The organism is Fibrobacter sp. UWB1 (assembly GCF_002210325.1).
GTDB lineage: Bacteria > Fibrobacterota > Fibrobacteria > Fibrobacterales > Fibrobacteraceae > Fibrobacter.
This window is the reverse complement of sequence record NZ_MWQL01000013.1, coordinates 51672-68553: the sequence shown is the minus strand read 5'-3', so window position 1 is coordinate 68553 and position 16882 is coordinate 51672. Positions and strand designations below refer to the sequence as shown.

General features: G+C 52.8%; 9 protein-coding genes. 7 read left to right on the top strand and 2 right to left on the bottom strand.

What is annotated here, in order from left to right; all coding sequences use genetic code 11:
* Positions 1-5: 5 nt before the first annotated feature.
* The 5 genes from B7988_RS10685 to B7988_RS10665 are packed head-to-tail and all read left to right on the top strand — an operon-like array spanning position 6 to position 9032.
* Entirely contained in the window at positions 6-2573 is a 2568-nt protein-coding gene (locus tag B7988_RS10685; RefSeq protein ID WP_249268962.1) for a hypothetical protein, read from the top strand.
* Between the two features lie 15 nt (positions 2574-2588).
* Positions 2589-4850: a hypothetical protein gene (locus B7988_RS10680; RefSeq protein ID WP_249268961.1), complete on the top strand. Its 2262-nt coding sequence runs from the start codon at positions 2589-2591 to the stop codon at positions 4848-4850.
* Positions 4851-4865: 15 nt separating this feature from the next.
* Positions 4866-7016: a hypothetical protein gene (locus tag B7988_RS10675; RefSeq protein ID WP_088657894.1), complete on the top strand. Its 2151-nt coding sequence runs from the start codon at positions 4866-4868 to the stop codon at positions 7014-7016.
* 10 nt (positions 7017-7026) lie between these two features.
* Entirely contained in the window at positions 7027-7962 is a 936-nt protein-coding gene (locus B7988_RS10670) for a hypothetical protein (RefSeq protein WP_088657893.1), read from the top strand.
* A gap of 14 nt (positions 7963-7976) precedes the next feature.
* Entirely contained in the window at positions 7977-9032 is a 1056-nt protein-coding gene (locus B7988_RS10665; RefSeq protein ID WP_073319072.1) for a glycoside hydrolase family 18 protein, read from the top strand.
* Positions 9033-9440: 408 nt separating this feature from the next.
* Here the strand turns inward: B7988_RS10665 and B7988_RS10660 are convergent, their stop codons facing one another.
* Together B7988_RS10660 and B7988_RS10655 are read right to left on the bottom strand one after the other, a co-directional pair.
* The gene (locus B7988_RS10660) at positions 9441-11669 is read right to left on the bottom strand and encodes a cellulase family glycosylhydrolase (RefSeq protein ID WP_088657921.1); all 2229 of its coding nucleotides are present in this window, start codon (positions 11667-11669) and stop codon (positions 9441-9443) included.
* Positions 11670-11764: 95 nt separating this feature from the next.
* Positions 11765-13888, bottom strand: coding sequence for a glycosyl hydrolase family 8 (locus B7988_RS10655; RefSeq protein WP_212668316.1), 2124 nt, complete (start codon positions 13886-13888; stop codon positions 11765-11767).
* Between the two features lie 318 nt (positions 13889-14206).
* On the opposite strand from B7988_RS10655, the gene B7988_RS10650 reads away from it, so the two are divergent.
* Positions 14207-15133, top strand: coding sequence for a T9SS type A sorting domain-containing protein (locus B7988_RS10650; RefSeq protein ID WP_088657891.1), 927 nt, complete (start codon positions 14207-14209; stop codon positions 15131-15133).
* 165 nt (positions 15134-15298) lie between these two features.
* Positions 15299-16780, top strand: a complete 1482-nt coding sequence (locus B7988_RS15405; RefSeq protein WP_088657890.1) for a glycosyl hydrolase family 8 — start codon at positions 15299-15301, stop codon at positions 16778-16780.
* The last annotated feature ends 102 nt before the right edge of the window (positions 16781-16882 follow it).

The window sequence follows — 16882 nt, the reverse complement described above, 5'->3', positions numbered from 1 at the left end:
ATTTTATGCGCAAATTACCTACACTATTTACGACTCTGCTTTGCTGCACGTCTTTGGCCCTGGCCCAGATGGACGACGAAGTGTCTTCTACCGAAGAATTCGAAGAATCCGCTCCGGCCGTAGAAGAATCCGCTCCCGCTGCTGAAGAAAGCTCCGAAGAATCTGTTGCGGAAGCATCCGAATCTGAACCGGCCGCAGACGAATCTGCTGTCGAAGAAGCTCCGGCAGAAGAACCTGTCGAAGAAGCCGCTGCCGAACCTGAACCGGCAGCTGAACCCGAACCGGTAGCCGAAGAACCTGCCGCTCCCGCTCGCGACCTTGCGACTCCGGCCGAAAAGGCTCCCTACCAGCCGCTCGTCGTGAACGCCTCCTCGCATCTTGATCCCAAGACGCAGATGGCCAACGTGGAAGAAGGTCTCGATACCCTTGCCAACAACATGGAATCGACCATTATGGGTAAGGACGATCTTCCGATGGCGGTTTCCGGTTACTTGGCCTTCCGCTTGAAGAACTTCCACTATTCCGATGTTAGCCCGTGGGCCAAGAACGACATGGCCCGTACCTCGGTGGACGCCGTGCTCAACATGAACATTGTGGCCATGCCGAACTCGTACATGACCCTCTGGACGAACATGAGCTTCCCGTTCGACCTGTCCGGTCTCTATGGCAACAACCTTGCCAAGCACCCGACTCAGGTTCCTGGCAACAAGGACGAACATGTCCTGTATGACCACTCCACGGACTACTACTCCACGACCGTGAACGAAGAAATGAACTTCGGCGTGGACATTCGTGCAGGCGTCTTTGGCGCTTACGTGACCGCCGGTGGTGTTATCTGGGCAAACGCTTCTCCGCTCACTATGTGGGAACGTGAAACCAACCCGCGCTTCGCTTGGCAGTATGAACTGTTCGAAGACGAAAAGACTGTTTCTACCTACTATAAGGAAAAGGTGTTCAAGCCCGTCAAGGAAGGTGGCCGTGCATTCTGGACCAACCGCAGCTTCGGTGGTGTGTTTGCCAACGTCTACCAGCTCCCGTTCAACATGAAGGCCCAGTTCCTCGTGTCCCAGCCGGCCGACGCCGACATCGGTACCCGTGACGGTCTGCGCATGTACGGTGGCCAGCCTGGCGTACTTGAAATGTCCGGTACTTACGACTTCCGCGGTTCCATTTACCATGGCCGTATCGCCAAGGAAAAAATTGCGGACAACCTGACTCTCGGCTTGAACTACATGGGCGTCATCTTTGACGACGACATCATTTACGAAGACGAATTCCGTAACCAGTGGATTAAGTTCTCCGATGTCGGCCCCACGATCCTCAATACGCATGTCGCTTCTATCGACGTCAAGGGTAACGTTACTCCGAAACTCTACTTGATGGCCGATGTGGCCCTCAGCATGACGGACTCTGTCCGCTTCTACCAGACTGCCGATGCCGCTAACTACAGCGAAGCAAACGTCAGTAGTGGTTACCTCCCGGATGCTAACGAATCCAAGATGAATACCCCGCAGGTGGGTGTTTACGTGAAGGCCCAGTCCAAGTATGTCGAAGGCTGGCCCATGACGGTCGAAGCGATCTTCCTCCCGAAGGATTTCTACTCTCCGTATTCTTTGAGCAACCCGTCCCGCTTCAACAGCTGGCGTAAGGACGAAGCCTACCTGAACGGTGGTTCTCTCCGCTACACCCCGAACATGGCCGGCCTCAACTTCAAGTTGGAACCGACCTTCAACCGTGGCTACTTTGACTTGCAGTACGGTTTGCATCGCCAGATCGAAGACGGTCAGGATGTCATTTTCTTCAACTACCGCTTGAACGGTCGTAACATGTGGGAATCCACGAATTCCTGGACCAAGCACAAGCCTCTGTTCGTGGCTGACTCCGGTAACGCCGATGGCGCTGCCTACGTGGCCCGTACCGGTACCATGGTTGGTTCCGACAGGGGTATCAAGCAGTATCGCCAGCAGGGCGGTCTCTATGGTGGAACTTGGGAACTCTGGGAATCTTTCGTTGCCTACGAAAGCACCGAACAGATTGAAAAGGGTGAAGTTCCGTCTCACACCAAGTGGTCTTCTTACCTCTCCTTCATGGGTGGCTATGATATCGGTGGCTGGTTCGGTACCGACCGCACGATCATGATGACGGGCTACGCCGCAATCTCCGGTCTCTCTACGACGATCGCCCCGATTGCCTACAGCGAATCCCAGAAGGACATGCTCTTGTGGAGCTTCTACGGTCACTTTGAACCGTCTGTCGCTGTGACCCCGACCTTCCACATGGTGGGTGTTCTCGGTCTTGAAACCTTCCGCGCCGAAAACGCTTATACGGCCAAGGAAGTATCCCCGAACATTTCCAAGACCTCTAGCCTGATCAACAGCTTTACTTCTCTGTACTACGAAAAGGCCCCGATCAACTACCTCGAAACCGCAATCGGTATCGGCTTTGACTGGGACTTCGCCGATCGCGCTGGTCTGCACGTTCGCTATAAGTGGATGACTCATTCCGACGAAGCGATTTCGGTTAATGACTGGCATTCCCACTACATTTCTGCCGAAGCTAAGGCTTGGTTCTAATAGGGGGTGCAGAACATGAAAAAGATTATGAATATGAAAAAGACTTTTGCCGCCATTCTTGCCGCCTCCATGGCCGCTTCTGCAGCTACGGCTGTAGAAAATCAGGAATTGCTCGAGAGCAAGGTAGATTCCATCAACGCCAAGCGCGGTCTTGAAATCACCGGTGCCATTCGCGCGGTTGCCCAGTCGTCCAGGTTCGAAACCGACAACGATTATTCGGGTCTCAACCACATGCCGAGTGTCGAAAAAGACGAATTCGTGACTGCTGACATTAACTTCGGTTTCCGCCCCTGGGAAAATGTGCGTGCAAACGCAATGGTACGCCTGGGCGCCGGCATGCAGGAATACTTCGCTTCTGCCGCAAAGACCGTCTCGGTCGCATGGCTCAATGTCGAAGGCAATCTGGATGATTCCTTCTACTGGGTCGTCGGTGATTTCCGCCAGCAGTACTCTCCGCTGACGTTGTTCTTGCCGAGCCTCGATATCATGTACGAACCGCAGATCTTTGCCCGCAAGCGTTACATGGCCGAACACGAACAGATGATCGAAGGCAACCAGCGTAACCTGCAGGGTGTCAACCTCCAGTTCCGTAAGGATCTCGGTTCTGCCCTTGGTCAGGTCCGTGCCGAAGGTTTGTTCGCCCGTATCAACCGTACCGCGGTCTTGGACCTCGGCGGTGCCGAAGGCAACATCATGCCTAACGAACATGTCTGGGGCGCCTCCCAGGCAGCCAACATGGACAAGTTCCTCTTGGCCGGTAACTTCGAACTCCTGCCTGTCAATCGCAATGTCTACGTGGGTGTGACTCCCATGTACATCTTCGATAACGAAGACAGCTATTCCTACACTTACCGTCATCCGAAAAATAACTACACGAACCCGTATGAACGCGAATCGATCAACCCCTACGAACTCAACCCGCAGAAGACTTTGGTCGTAAGCGGTCGCTTGGGTGCCGACGTGGCCTCGCTTATGGGGAACAACAACCTGATTCTCGATGTGACTGGCGAATTCGCGATGTCCAACGACAAGGTTTATACGGCCGACTCTTCTTACGCTCTCCAGTACGACGAAATGGGTAACCTGGTCGGACTCGCCTTGAACGAAGATGAAAAACCTTATGTCGCTCTCGACAGCTTCCATACCGAAGACCTGAGCGGTACGGCTCTCTTGGTCAATGCGAACGTGGGCTACAAGAACGAAACCTTCGGTGCCCGCCTTGGTGTCGACTTCGTGATGAACGACAGCAACTGGTTCAATAACCTCGCTCAGTCTCCGCGATTCTTTGCCCAACGCATCCAGAACTCCGATAAGGACGGTCAGACGGTCAAGTTCGGCGTGAACTCTCCGCTGTATTCTTCCTTTGACGCTCTCTATAATTTCGACCCGAAGTTCAGCCCGGTGGCAACGACTCTCGGTACCGACGATAACGCATTTGCCGGTTCCGATGTCGAAAGCTACAGCATCGCTAACTACAACAAGAATTCCTGGACGACCAACGTCTTCACGCGCAACCAGCTCGCTTTGATGGAAACGCTCTATGACCCGGCTCTCCAGCTTGCCTTGCCTAACGGCCTTGCTACTCCGAACCGCATGGGTGCCCGTGCTACCTTGACCGGCAATTTCAAGGACTTTGCCGAAGTCCAGGGTATGTTCAGCATGTTCAACCAGGTCAAGGGCCTGAAGGTTGTGAAAGACGACCATATGGGCAACGTTTCGACCATCAGCTACAAGGCTGCAAACTACATGGAATTCGGCGGCGGCGCCAAGGTCGACATCTTCAAGATGATTGGTTTCACGAAGCCGCTTGAAATCTCCGGTTCCTACAAGCATTCCGAACGTTCCTTGGAAACCGATTTCATGGCAGCGCTTGGCGCAGCTGAGCTGAAGTCCGAAGTAAAGTCCGACTTCATCAACGGCGGCCTCTACGTGCAGTACCTGCCGCGTCTCGGCGTGAATCTCGGCGTGCAGATGATCAATACGGAATACACGAATACGTCTAATGCGATTACGCAGAATGCTCCCTTGCTGAAGGGTATGCAGATGCAGTGGATGGTCGGCCTCGACTACAACATTGCTCCTAACGCATGGCTCGCCGTGAACTTTGGTATGATCAATGTCGAAAACGAATACAATACCGGTCTCCTTGTCGCCGGCGCCGTCGACGGCTCCCCGAACCTGCCGGATTATTACGATGTAAAGAAGGATGCGACTGGAATGTTCAAGCATGAATTCTCGCAGATGCTCCTTGAAGCCTCCATTAACGTGGAATTTTAATGGGAGGGTGTAAGTATGATGTTCAATAAGAAAATTTCCGCTTTCGGTCTTACTTCCGCAATCCTCTTCTCTGCTGCAACGGCCTTTGCCGAAGGCGAGAGCGTGGAAGCCCAGCAGACTTCTTTGCTGCAGAAGCTTGACTCTCTGAACGCCGCAGTTTTGGGACTTAAACTCAACGGAAACATCAAGGCAGGAGGCCTTACCTCCATGGCCAAGTCCGACCAGTTCAGCGATGATTCTCCGACTCAGGAAAACCAGGCTTATACAGACGCTAACCTGGTGCTCACGGCACGCCCGAGCTCTGAAACCCAGATCCACTTGGAACTCCGCCTGCACAAGGATTGGCAGAACGCTTTTGACGAAAACAACAATCCGGTGATTGGCCACTGGTTCAGCTACGATGGCTCTATCTTGAACAAGCACCTGGATTTCAACCTGGGTTACATGCGCGTAGGCTTTACTCCCTACACCTTGTACACTCCGCAGCAGAAACTGCTCCAGGAACCCGAAATCTTTGCCCAGAAGCGAGTCGAAGCTTTGGCCATGCGTAACCTCGATACCACGAGCAACCGCCTGATGCAGGGCTTGAACGCCGACTTCCATAGCGGCAATGTCGGCCCCTTCAGCGATATTCATGCTCAGGCAACGGGCGCCCGTATGCGCAACACTGCCAAGAAGTATGACCAGGTGTTCTTCGACTTCGATTTCTCTGACCGCTACTTCTACGGCCTGCGTCTCGGTGCCGACGCCTTTGGCGCACACTTGGGCGTGAACTACACCGATGTGTTTGACCGCGAAAAGAGCCGTCGCTCCCGCGCTATCGCTAAGTCCGACACCGTGTACTACGAAGACAACGCAGTGGTTTCTGCTGAAATCGGTTTTGATTCCAAGGAACTGCTTTCAAATCTTCCGGTTTCCTTCGGCTTGAACGGCGAACTTGCCAAGAGCTGGTGGAGCGTTGACCGCGACTACGTCAGGGACTACAAGAAGCAGGAATACGCTCTTACCGAATTCACCAGCAAGATGGATCCGGCTATCACGAACCCGATGGATACGTCCTTCATTTACATCAAGGTTTCTGAAAGCACCAAGCAGGAAGAAGTCCATGAAGAAGAAATTTTCAAGGACGACGGAATGGCCTTCTATGTGGAACCGTTCGTGAACCTGGATATTGCTGGTATCGAAGGTTCCATCAAGGTGATGTACTTGCAGAACGATGAAAAGTTCTGGAGCGAAATGGCTTCTAGCCCGGTATACCGTGGCGGCACCTCGGTGCTGAACGCTAATGCCCTGTTCAAGGACGCCAACTACACTAGCCTGGTTGATGAATTCGGCATGGCTAGCCTCGAAAACATGTACCTGGCCGTGTACAATTCCAATCCGCTCAACGCAACGAACCTCATGACGTCTTATTCCAAGAACGCCTTGACCGACGATGCGGAATCCAACAACATGTACTCTCGCCTGTTCAACAACTACAAGAGCGCCCACTTCTATCGCAACGGCTACAATGCCGATGTCCTGAAGCGTCTTGAACTTGCTGACCAGAACAAGGCCTTGTTCCTGATGGATCCGGCAAATGACATGTCCCTGCCTATGGGTGTTGCAACTCCCGACCGCAAGGGTTTGAATGTCAATGTCGACCTCAACTGGAACAGCGCAGTTGAACTGAATGCGATCTTCGGCATGATTTCGACGGTCTCTTCCGATGTCGAAGAAATCAAGTACACGCGTTATGGCGCAGGCCTCGGCGTGGATGTCGGCCGCATTGCGGGTCTCGATCGCAAAATCAAGGTCCAGGGCTCCTACGACCACAGCGAAGAAGACAAGGGTTTCCAGCGTAAGAACGACCGCATCATGGCCGGCTTGAACGTAGATGTCGTTGGTCCTCTCGCTCTCCTTGCCGGTTACCAGATGTCTACTCGCGAATTCGGCATCGCTTACCCGGTGTCCGGTTCCGCCTTAATCAACAAGGCCGAAGAATCCTTGCTCCTGGCTGGTCCTCGAGTCAAGATCGCTCCGAACTCCTACCTTTCTGTCCAGTACGGTTTGCTGACGGACAAGGTGACGTTCCAAACAATCGACCTTGCTACCGGCGCTCCTGCTAATCAAGAACTTTCTATCGACAAGAACGTTATCATCGCCGACGTGACGGTGAACTTCTAAGAGGTGTGCAATGAAAAATTTTAAGCTTTTATTCTCTGCTGCGGTTGCCTCTGCTCTTATCGGCTGCTCCTCTATGGATGTTGACGACGAAGAGGCCTTGGCCGGAAACTTCCCCGCAGATTTCAGCGATGCTGCTTACATTCAGCTGCACCCTGAATTGGTCCGTGTCCAGATTAAGGATTTTGTGGCAAGCTACAATTCGAAACTTGCCGATGCCGCCAAGGCAAATGGCACTCAGGCTGTTTTTGATTCTACAAAGGAAGCTGACGTTGCCAAGTATGCCGACAATACGGAAATGCTCCACACGATCATGGTCTCTACCCAGCTTGGCGGCTTTACCGAAGCTGACTGGGAAAAGGACTGGGCCGGTGGCACTAAGGATTCCGTTTTCGCAAGCGAAACGAAAAGGGACACCTTGATACTTGCGATTGACGACTCTACCGACGCTGCGGCCCCTGTTGTAACCCTTGTTTACTTTGGCGTAAAGAAGGGTGCTGTAACCGGTAAGATCGACTATGCAGAAGATGGCACGACCATTACTGCAGTTCATGGCTACAAGACATGTGACAAGACCGCTTGCTCTGATACTGTGGATATTGAAATCACCGAAAAGATGAGCTTCAATAAAAAGGGTACCAAGGCTGAAACGGATACCTTGAAGATGGACACCATCTCGGTGCCGACTGCAGGTGCGATTTCCACCGCACACATGAAGGTTTTGAACCAGTTGAACTTCTACGGTGTTGACGACGACTTGACGATGCTGCAGAGTGTTGCTATCGATACGTTCGCCATTTCTTACCAGTACGTCATGTTCGGTAAGGCTCATGGCTGGGCTTATCGCGCCTGTACCGAAGCTGAAAAGGCCAACCCGGTGAAAACCGAGGTTTATCCGGCAACCAAGCTTTACTGCGACGACAATGGTCAGATCCGTGAAATTAACTAGGGCGAGGTGAAATTATGAACATTAAATCGATTCTTTTGACTTTTGCTCTTGGAGCTGCGGTTACTGCCCAGGCTGCCGCCGACAAGGTGGTTGGATTCTACCCTTACTGGAGCCAGTATTCTCAGTTCTATCCGAAGGATATCCGCTACAACTTTGTGACCGACATTCACTATGTCGGCCTCGCAGCCGGTGAAGACGGCTCGGTCGCCTTTGCTGACGAAAACGACGCCGAAAACTTCAAGACGCTTGTGCAGATGTCCAAAGACAACAACGTGAAGTTGATTGTCTCCGTGGGTGGTATCGAAAACGAAGGCAACTTGAAGGCTATCGCTTCTTCCGAAGAACTTTTGCCGACTTTCGTTTCGAATGTCTCTAGCTGGCTTTCTGCAAACGGCGGCGACGGCGTGGAAGTGGACTGGCAGAACCTTACGGCAGAAGATGCCGAAGATTACGCCAAGTTGCTGAATGCCTTGGTCGATGGCCTTTCGGGCTCTACGGTGACCGCCGTGATTTATCCGGCTGCCGGCATGGATGCCTACAAGGCAGACGCTCTGAACCGCCTCGCTTACGTGGACGTGTTCATGGCCGACCAGATGACCGAAGACAATTCCTCCGTGGTCCCGAACCAGAGTGCTAAATCTGTCGAAGAAACCTTGGATGCAGTGAAGGGCGCCGGCGTGAACGGCGACTTGCTCGTGCCGGTAATCTTCCTTTATGGCAAGACTTGGAGCGGTGCCAAGGGCCTCGGAACTTCTCACCAGGGTACGGGTAGCGGTAACGAAGGTTATGTGTCCTACGCCGAACTCATGGGCAAGTTTGATTCTCCGGAATACAAGGTGACCTTCGATGCTTCTTCCAAGTCCGAAGTGGCCGTGAGCGATGCAGAAACCATCGTGTTCATGGGCATCCCTTCTGTGAAGGCAGTGGCCGAACAGGTCAAGAGCGAAGGCATGGCCGGTGTTGCGGTCTATGACCTCTCCCAAGACCATCACGAACCGATCGTCTCGCTCCTCGTGACCATCGGCTTGCAGCTCCGCCCCGAAGTCAACTACAAGGCTAAGAAGAAGTAATCCTTAGTTCGCTGGGAAAGTTCTTTAGGACCTCGCTCGAAGCGGGGTCTTTTTTTATGCGGTAGTAGCCGGGTACAGTAATCTTCTTGGCAACACGTCGTTCTTCTGGTATATGCCTGCGCTACGCTGCTTATTCGATGTGTTGCGTGGGCAAGAACCCTTGTCATAAATCGCCTGCAATCGCCGTCTATGAGTGAATGGTTAGGGCTTCGTGTTGTTTGTTGCGTTGCGCCTGCTATAATTGCAGACTGTCATGGCACAGTATGGTTGCCGGCAATATGCGTTTAGGCAATATGCGCTTGCTGTATGCAGCAATACAATGTGCGTAAAAATGAGGGCAAAAAAAATACAGGCTAATTGCTTAGCCTGTATTTAAAATGTACTGTGCTTTAGTTCGCGGGAACTGGATTATTCAGCCTTGTTCCACTTGACGTTCAGCTGCTTGATGTCCTGGGTAATCACGATCAGGTAGGAACCGGTCGGGACATTGGCGAGAGACATCGTTGCGTTGTTGCGCATGGTCTTGGAGAGAACCTTCTGGCCCGTCACCGAGAATACGTCCACGTTGATGTCGCCAGCATCGCGAGAGCCTACGCTCAGCATGGACTTGGCGATAGTGGCGTGCAGAGGCAGGACCTTGTTCGTCTTGAGAATGCCAACGCCAGTATCCGGCGGAACGACGACCGGTTCAGAGCTGTAGTATTCGTCCTTGTTCACAGCCTGAGAGCTGTCGCCCACGATTACCGTAATGCTCTGGTGGAATTCCTGGTAGTTGTCTGCTTCTGGGGCGTTGGCGGTAATGCGCACGATAGCGTTCTGGTTGCCGGCGGTAAGGCCGTTACCACTCTTGGTCACGTAAGGAGAGGACTCCTTGCCGTTGAAGGTGTAGGTAACCTTGGTGTGGTACATCGTGGTGTCCGGGACCAACTTGGGTGCGCTTGCTCCGAAGGCGAGCGTAGTGTTCTTGAAGTTGTTGGTCATCTTGTTGGTAGCCTTGGTGAAGGTCACCGTGATGGTGTCGTTCAGAGCGCCAAAACCGGTGGCTGCCGGAGCGGTTCCGACAATCTTTGCCGTACCGAAGCCCTTGAACTCGAACATGGTGACCTGCTTGCCGCTCTGTGTGTTAGAGCAGGAAGAAGAAACGCAGGAGGCCTTCTTGACCGTGACGATTTCAGGGTTGAGAGAGGTGATGGTGAAGGTGGATCCTTCAAGAGTCTTGGTTTCCGTTGTCAGAATCCATTCCTTGAGGGTCTTGTCGTCTTTCTTCGAGTAAGAGATTGCGCGGTTGACGTTGCAGGTACCACTGTAGTTGCAAGACAGATCCTGGAAGTTCGGAATAGTCTGCTTGGGAATAGCCGTCACCTGCACCACGGATTGCGAACCGTCGTTAGCGGTCATGATGACGTAACCAGCGCTCTTGACATCGCCGGTAGAGGTCACGACGCCTTCGTTGCTGGACGAGTAAGTACAACCGGACTTGAAGGCGCTTGCGACGCTAGATTCGGATTCCTTGACCGTCGTAGCGTTAAAGGAGCAGGACCCGCTCTTCAGGGTTTTGGCAAGCATGCTCGCCCAGTCGCGTTTGTGCTTTGCAAGGTACGGCTGGACCAACTTGCCGGATGCACTGTAGCTTGCGCTATTGAGCTTGCCGATAGTGTTTAAATCTCCGTCGGAGCCTCCATCGAATATGGCTGAAGTTTCTTTCTTGCCATCGGTTGCGTATTGGCTACCGACAGCGCGCAGACTCCAGTTACAGTTACTGATGTTGTTCTGGTCCATGAAGCTCATCCATTCCTGGGTGCTGCCGCTGCTCGGGCTGCCAGCACCGTCGGCATTGGTGGTGCCCCATTCGGTAATGAACACGGCGTTACCGGAGCTCTTGGCCTGGGTAGCGCGTCCACCGTAGGTTCCGACACCATGGGTGCCTGCATAGAAGTGGAGCACGTAGCCCACGTTCGTGCCGCTGACGCCACCGTACTGGGTCATCTGAGACCAGCTCGGGGTGCCGACCAGCACCAGGTTTTCGGTGCTTGCGCGAATACCGGGGATAACGGCATTGGCATAGCTCTGGATCTGGCTCCAGCCCTGGTTCACGGGTTCGTTAAAGATTTCGTAAATGACGTTAGGAACGTCTTTGTACTTTTCCGCCATCTTCTTGAAGAAATCCTTGGCGATGCTTTGTTCGCTGTCGGCGCGGTGGCTGTGCCAGTCGAGAATGATGTAGATGTCGTTTTCGATAGCGGCTTCCACCATTTGGTCGATCGTGGTCATGTATCCTTCGGGTGCGCCCGCATAGGAATAACTCTTGTCGAGGGCATTGCTAGTACCGCCATTGCTGTCGTAATAGTTAATACCCATGGCGAAACGGAAAACGTCCATGGGCAGGTTTTCGGCTGCCCAGCTAATGACGTTCTTGTTGTAGTAGGGTATACCTGTAGCGTCGGACCAGAAAAGGCTCATGCCGCGGATCACGGCTTCTTCGTTGTTCTTGGAACCGATGATTTTACCACCACTGGTGTGAAGTGCTCCGTAGTAGCTTACGGGGCCAATACGTTTTGGGGTTGCATTTGCTGCAGCGGCCATTGCAGGAATGGCTGCGAAGGCGAGCAGGCAGGGGAGTAATTTTGTAGCTTTCATGAGTTTTCCCTTATAGATTCCCATACTTTTTCCCATCGATGTTAAAGATACCTTAATTACGGAGAAATTGGGGCTATTAACCCTTAAAATAATGTTTACCTGCGAATACGGAGACTTTTTTGGATGCCTTCGCCCTTGATTTGGGCGATGTAGTTGCCCTTGGCGTGAACAAGCTGGTCAATAGCCAGGGAACCGGACTTCTGGAGGCCCGTCGAGGCGATTTTGTTGCCGTTCATGTCGAAGATTTCGAGCTTGGCGTTGCCTGGCATATTGCTGAAAACGATGTTTTTGCCCTGAATTTGGGCATTTTGGGCGTTTACGGCACGTTTGGGGCTAATGGCGTCGAAATTCCCGTTCGTAAGGCGGGTAATCACCTGACCCTGGGCGTCCAGGAGCTCGAGGGCGTAAATGGTGATGGCACCGAAGCCGCCCTTGCTCATTTTGGGCTCGAATTTGAGTCCGCGGACAGCCTTCATGACCATATCGCGGTCGTTTCCGCCGCCGCTTACCCAGGAGGGCGTTACAAACTTGTCTTTCAGGTAGTCTTCGTAGCTATAACCGAAATCGTTTTCGGTGACACCGATGTTCACGGTCGTGCCTTCGGCTGACGGGTGCAAGAAGAACCCGGGTTCGCCCCCTTCGTTTTGGTCAATGATGGTCTGCTGGTCCAAAATGGCCAAGCGGATAACGCCCTGGCTCGTGTAGGTGAGCCTGATGGCGGCAAGGTCGGAGAGGTCGTAGTAACCGTCCTGCTTGTCGAAAGAAAGGGCGACCCCTGCAAAGGGGTAAATCAAGTCGGCACCGGCTTCGTAGGTGGGTTCGGAGGCGATTCGCATTTCGGCGCTCACGATGTATCTGCCATCGGCCATCTTGTAAACGCCCGAGCTGCCGGAATCGGGAACCATGACCGTGACGCCGTACTTGTCGGCGTAGGTGCCCCAGTTTTCGTAACCCCATACGGCTGCGCCGGAATTGACCGGCATCAAGGTGGCGTTCGGGGCGGTTGGCATGCGGGTCTTGGTCAGGGTGTACTTGGTAAGCCCCGTCATGTCGTATAGGTTGGGCATGTTGCCGCTCATGGAGAGCATGTACAGAATATTGAGCGTGGCGGGGTAGTACTTTTCGCCCTTGTAGGCGCCGGCCTTCTTAGCGCCTTCGGAGTTTGCAAGAACCGTGTAGACGGATTCCAGGTAATTCTTGGGGTCGTCTGCCGAACCCATGGCGAGTCCGAGGCCCCCGACATAGGTAGATGTGGTAAAGAAGGCGTAGGGGCAGCTTGCTCCGTCAAGAGAGTAGCCCGGCCAAATCATATTGGCGTCGCCGTAAGTCGATTTTTCGAGCCACGGGACAATCTTGTCGTTTACCTGCTTTGCTTCCTTGATTCCGTACCAGTTGTAGGCCATGGCCATGCGCCAGGGGGTGCGTGCGGCGTCATCGAAGAATCCGCCCTTGCCGCCCGAAACGGCGGCTCCCGTATTGTCGGCGGCCTTGTGGCTGCTCCAATCGCACCAGTCGGGCATCAGGCCCGAGGTTGCATTCTGGCACTGCGAAAGGTGTTTGAGGTTTGTGCTGACGGCGGTTTCCCAGAAGGAATCTCCGGTGACGTCGGCAAAGAGCTTGAATGCGGCGGGAATCACGTAGCTGGGGTTCAATGCCGGGTTCCAATTGCTGCCGGCCTTGACGCGACCGTCGCTTTCCATGTCCTTGGATTTCATCCAGCTGATAAGGGTCTTGGCGTCGTTCAAGTAGGTGGTGTTGTTCCACTGCTTGGAGGCCATGATCAAGGCGAATGCGGCATCGATGTCTGCGTCAGAAGCTGAACCGTTGTCGGCGTTTCCGTTCTTGTTGTTCACATGCCAGTTCATGCCCGCGGCAGAACCGCCGGCGTACTTTTTCCAGTAGGCCCACAGTTTGTCGAATTCGCTTTGGTGGTCGGCTTGGGTGCTCGACATGTAGACCATAATCATCATGCCGTAGGCAATACCTTCGGACACCGACATTTCGGTACTGTCGTTGGGACTGATGATTCGTGCGGTTCCGTTGCCCATGTCTTCGTACCAGGCACTTTTCCAGTCGTTGAAATGAGTCTGGATGACGTTTGGGTCGACATACGTTGCGGTGTTGCCGTACTTATATGTCATTTGCTGGGGGAATGGGTATTGAGGTGCTGCAAAAGCCTGCGTTGCAAGGAGCGTGGCGATAGATGCTGCAGCAAGCATATTATGTAGAGTCTTTTTAGGCATAGCGGTAAAAATAAGTTTTTTTCTCTTTTTGGCACTTTTATGAAAGAAATAAAAAAGTTGAGCATGTGCCAAGTGTGATGTAGCTAACATTTGGAATTTGAACGAATTTAGGGGGTTCTTGTAAATTTTTGTAGACTTGTTTGCGTTTTTCGCGAAAATTAGGCGTTTATTGCAAGCCTAGTTAACAAATGCCGTAAAATGAGAAAAAATCTTTGACAAGGGGGCGAAAAAAAAGATATATTAAGGGGCAAACCGCTCATTTTGAGCTATCACATTAAAAAAAGAGAGAGAATTATGAACAAGAAAATTCTTACTGCTTCTGCCTTCCTGGCCGCAGCTTCGATGTCTTTCGGCTTCGAAACTTGGATTGGTGACTCTATGGTCTACCAGGTCAACACCGAACTCGACGCCGGTGGCGAAAAGTCCGGTTACTGGTTCAACTACGGTGACGATGCCGATGGTGGTGCTTCCACTGTTACTTGGCCGGTTCCGAAGGGTACTGAATGGTCTAAGGATGCACTCGACCCGATTATCGACCACTGCGCCGGTGTTTGCGGTACTTTCAAGTTGAGCAAGGGTACCTTGACTTATGACCCGTTCGTTGGTATCGGCTTTAACGTTGCCGGTAGCACGGACGCTGATTCTGACGTGATGGTCGCTGCTGACGCTACCGCTATGGGCGGTGTTTGCATCGGTTACTCCGTTGACGTGGGCGCAACCCTCGAAATGGGTCTCGGCGACGCAGAAGACAAGGTTATCGGCTACGATAACCCGTTTGTGACTCTCGCTAAGTCTACTGCCGGTACCGTGAAGGAATTCGCTTGGTCCGGCTTTAAGCAGGCTGGCTGGGGCGACGGCAAGATTACCGGTGAAGAAGCTGCCGCTAAGCTCGTTGCTTTGAAGTTCAAGATCCAGGCTAAGGATGGTACCTCTGGTAGCTTCAACATCATGTCTATCGGTGCTAATGGTGGTGGCTGCGTTACTACGGTTCCGGGTGAAAACGCTATCCGCGCCAAGGCTATCGCTGGCTCTCTCAAGGCTCAGCTCTCTGGCCGCACCCTCTCCTTCGGCAAGACTGTTGCCAAGGCTGAAATCGTGAACCTCCAGGGCCAGGTCGTGATGGCTGCTTCCTCCGTGAAGACCATGGACCTCTCCAAGCTCCAGGCTGGTGTCTACATGGTTCGCGCTGCGGGTCTCTCTCAGCAGATCATGCTGAAGTAATCTTACTTCGGTAAAATCTTAAGAAAAGGTCGCGCATAGCGCGGCCTTTTCTAATTGTATACGAAATTGTGATTTAGACCATACCTATTATAATTTTTGAGGGTTATTTTTCCGTATAGGGGGAATAAAATATATATTTAACTCAAAACTATAAATGAGGCTATTATGCAGATTAAAAAACTTTTAGCTCCGATGTTTGCCCCTCTGGTTTTAAGTGCGGCATTTGGTTTAATGGCTTGTGGCGATGATTCGTCGGCAGCTCCTGCTAATCCGGTTGTAGATCCTTCGACCGCCCCTTCTTTGATTCCGACAGACCCCTCCACGAATCCGTCTGTGAATCCGACGGATCCCAGCACGAATCCGACTGTGACTCCGACCGATCCGACGCCGCCGCCGGTGGTTGTTGATCCGACGGCTCCGTGGACTCCGACGGTGGCTCTTGCCTCTACCGCCAATACGGCTTATCCGGCAACGGTTTACCAGGCTTGGAAGCCTTTCCACTTTGTCACGTTTGAAGAAGAATCTGTTTATTATGCTGACATTGCCCAAGACTATGCGGACATCTTCCTCCCTGAATTTCTGCCTGCGGGTCGTGTCATTTGGTCTTCCCAGACTACGGGCTATTATGCCAAGCAATGCCAAGACAAGAACTCTACTGTTCCTGGCATGAAGGCCCGTGGTTGCACGGTGTCTGAAGGTACGGGTTACGGCATGTTGTTGACCTACTTCAACGGTGATGAAGATGCATTCATTCGCTTGTGGAATTACTCCAGGGCTTATCGTGCGTACAATTCTACATCGACAGTTCCGGTTTATTTGACTCCGTGGATTACGTTCAGTTTCCACTATAACGAAATCGACAATTCCAGCGCGACAGATGCCGACTTGGATATCGCGACTTCGTTGGTGTTGATGTACTACAAGACGCTGAACCAGGCATACCTTGCCGATGCCTTGAATATCATTGGCGCTATTTGGGATCACGAAGTCAACAAGACAAGCCTGCTGCTCTTGTCGGGCGACACTCCCATGTGGGACGGCTCCACGGGCCCGATTGTCTACAACTTGAGTTACTTCTCTCCGGTGGCGCTCCGCTTGTTCGCCATGGTTGACCCGAACCACAACTGGGCTGGCGTGCTTGATGCCATGTATAACTACATGGCTACGGTGCAGGCTGCGGGTACCGGCGTGTTCCCTGACTGGAGCGATGCCGCTGGCGCTGCTGCAAAGCCGGCCAATGGTTCTGCCGATAATACTTACTGGACGTTCAACAAGGAATCGGTGCGTATTCCGTGGCGTATTGCGTGGGACTACTACTGGTTCCAGGATCCGCGTGCTCTCAGTGTGCTGACCACGCTGAATACCTTTATTGTCGGAAAATCCGGTGGCGACCCTTCCAGTGCGGCTCTTGCAATCAACTACTCGTGGGATCCGGCCAAGAAAGATGCTAATACTTCGACAGTTCCGGCCCATTGGCTTTCGGCTTGGTGCGCAACTGGCCTTGGCAACAACCCGGCTTGGCTTGAGTCTTGCACGGCCTTGGTCAACGCGAAGGTCCCGAGCAACAGCGGTAGCAGCTACTTTACCGATATTTTGCTTGGAATGTATAGCGCCTTGCTGAACGGAGCCTTTGTAAGACCGTTTTAAATAGAGATTCGGGGACGGTTATAAGATTGCATTGGCGTAAGCCAGCGTCCCCTCATCGGCATAAGAAGCCCTTGACTAAACGTCAAGGGCTTCTTTTTGTAT

Bases quoted from the DNA above. Each gene is read 5' to 3' on its own strand.
- B7988_RS10660 (WP_088657921.1), bottom strand. From the start codon at position 11,669: ATGAAAGCTACAAAATTACTCCCCTGCCTGCTCGCCTTCGCAGCCATT.
- B7988_RS10665 (WP_073319072.1), top strand. From the start codon at position 7,977: ATGAACATTAAATCGATTCTTTTGACTTTTGCTCTTGGAGCTGCGGTT.
- B7988_RS10670 (WP_088657893.1), top strand. From the start codon at position 7,027: ATGAAAAATTTTAAGCTTTTATTCTCTGCTGCGGTTGCCTCTGCTCTT.
- B7988_RS10655 (WP_212668316.1), bottom strand. From the start codon at position 13,888: ATGCTTGCTGCAGCATCTATCGCCACGCTCCTTGCAACGCAGGCTTTT.
- B7988_RS15405 (WP_088657890.1), top strand. From the start codon at position 15,299: ATGCAGATTAAAAAACTTTTAGCTCCGATGTTTGCCCCTCTGGTTTTA.
- B7988_RS10675 (WP_088657894.1), top strand. From the start codon at position 4,866: ATGATGTTCAATAAGAAAATTTCCGCTTTCGGTCTTACTTCCGCAATC.
- B7988_RS10685 (WP_249268962.1), top strand. From the start codon at position 6: ATGCGCAAATTACCTACACTATTTACGACTCTGCTTTGCTGCACGTCT.
- B7988_RS10680 (WP_249268961.1), top strand. From the start codon at position 2,589: ATGAAAAAGATTATGAATATGAAAAAGACTTTTGCCGCCATTCTTGCC.
- B7988_RS10650 (WP_088657891.1), top strand. From the start codon at position 14,207: ATGAACAAGAAAATTCTTACTGCTTCTGCCTTCCTGGCCGCAGCTTCG.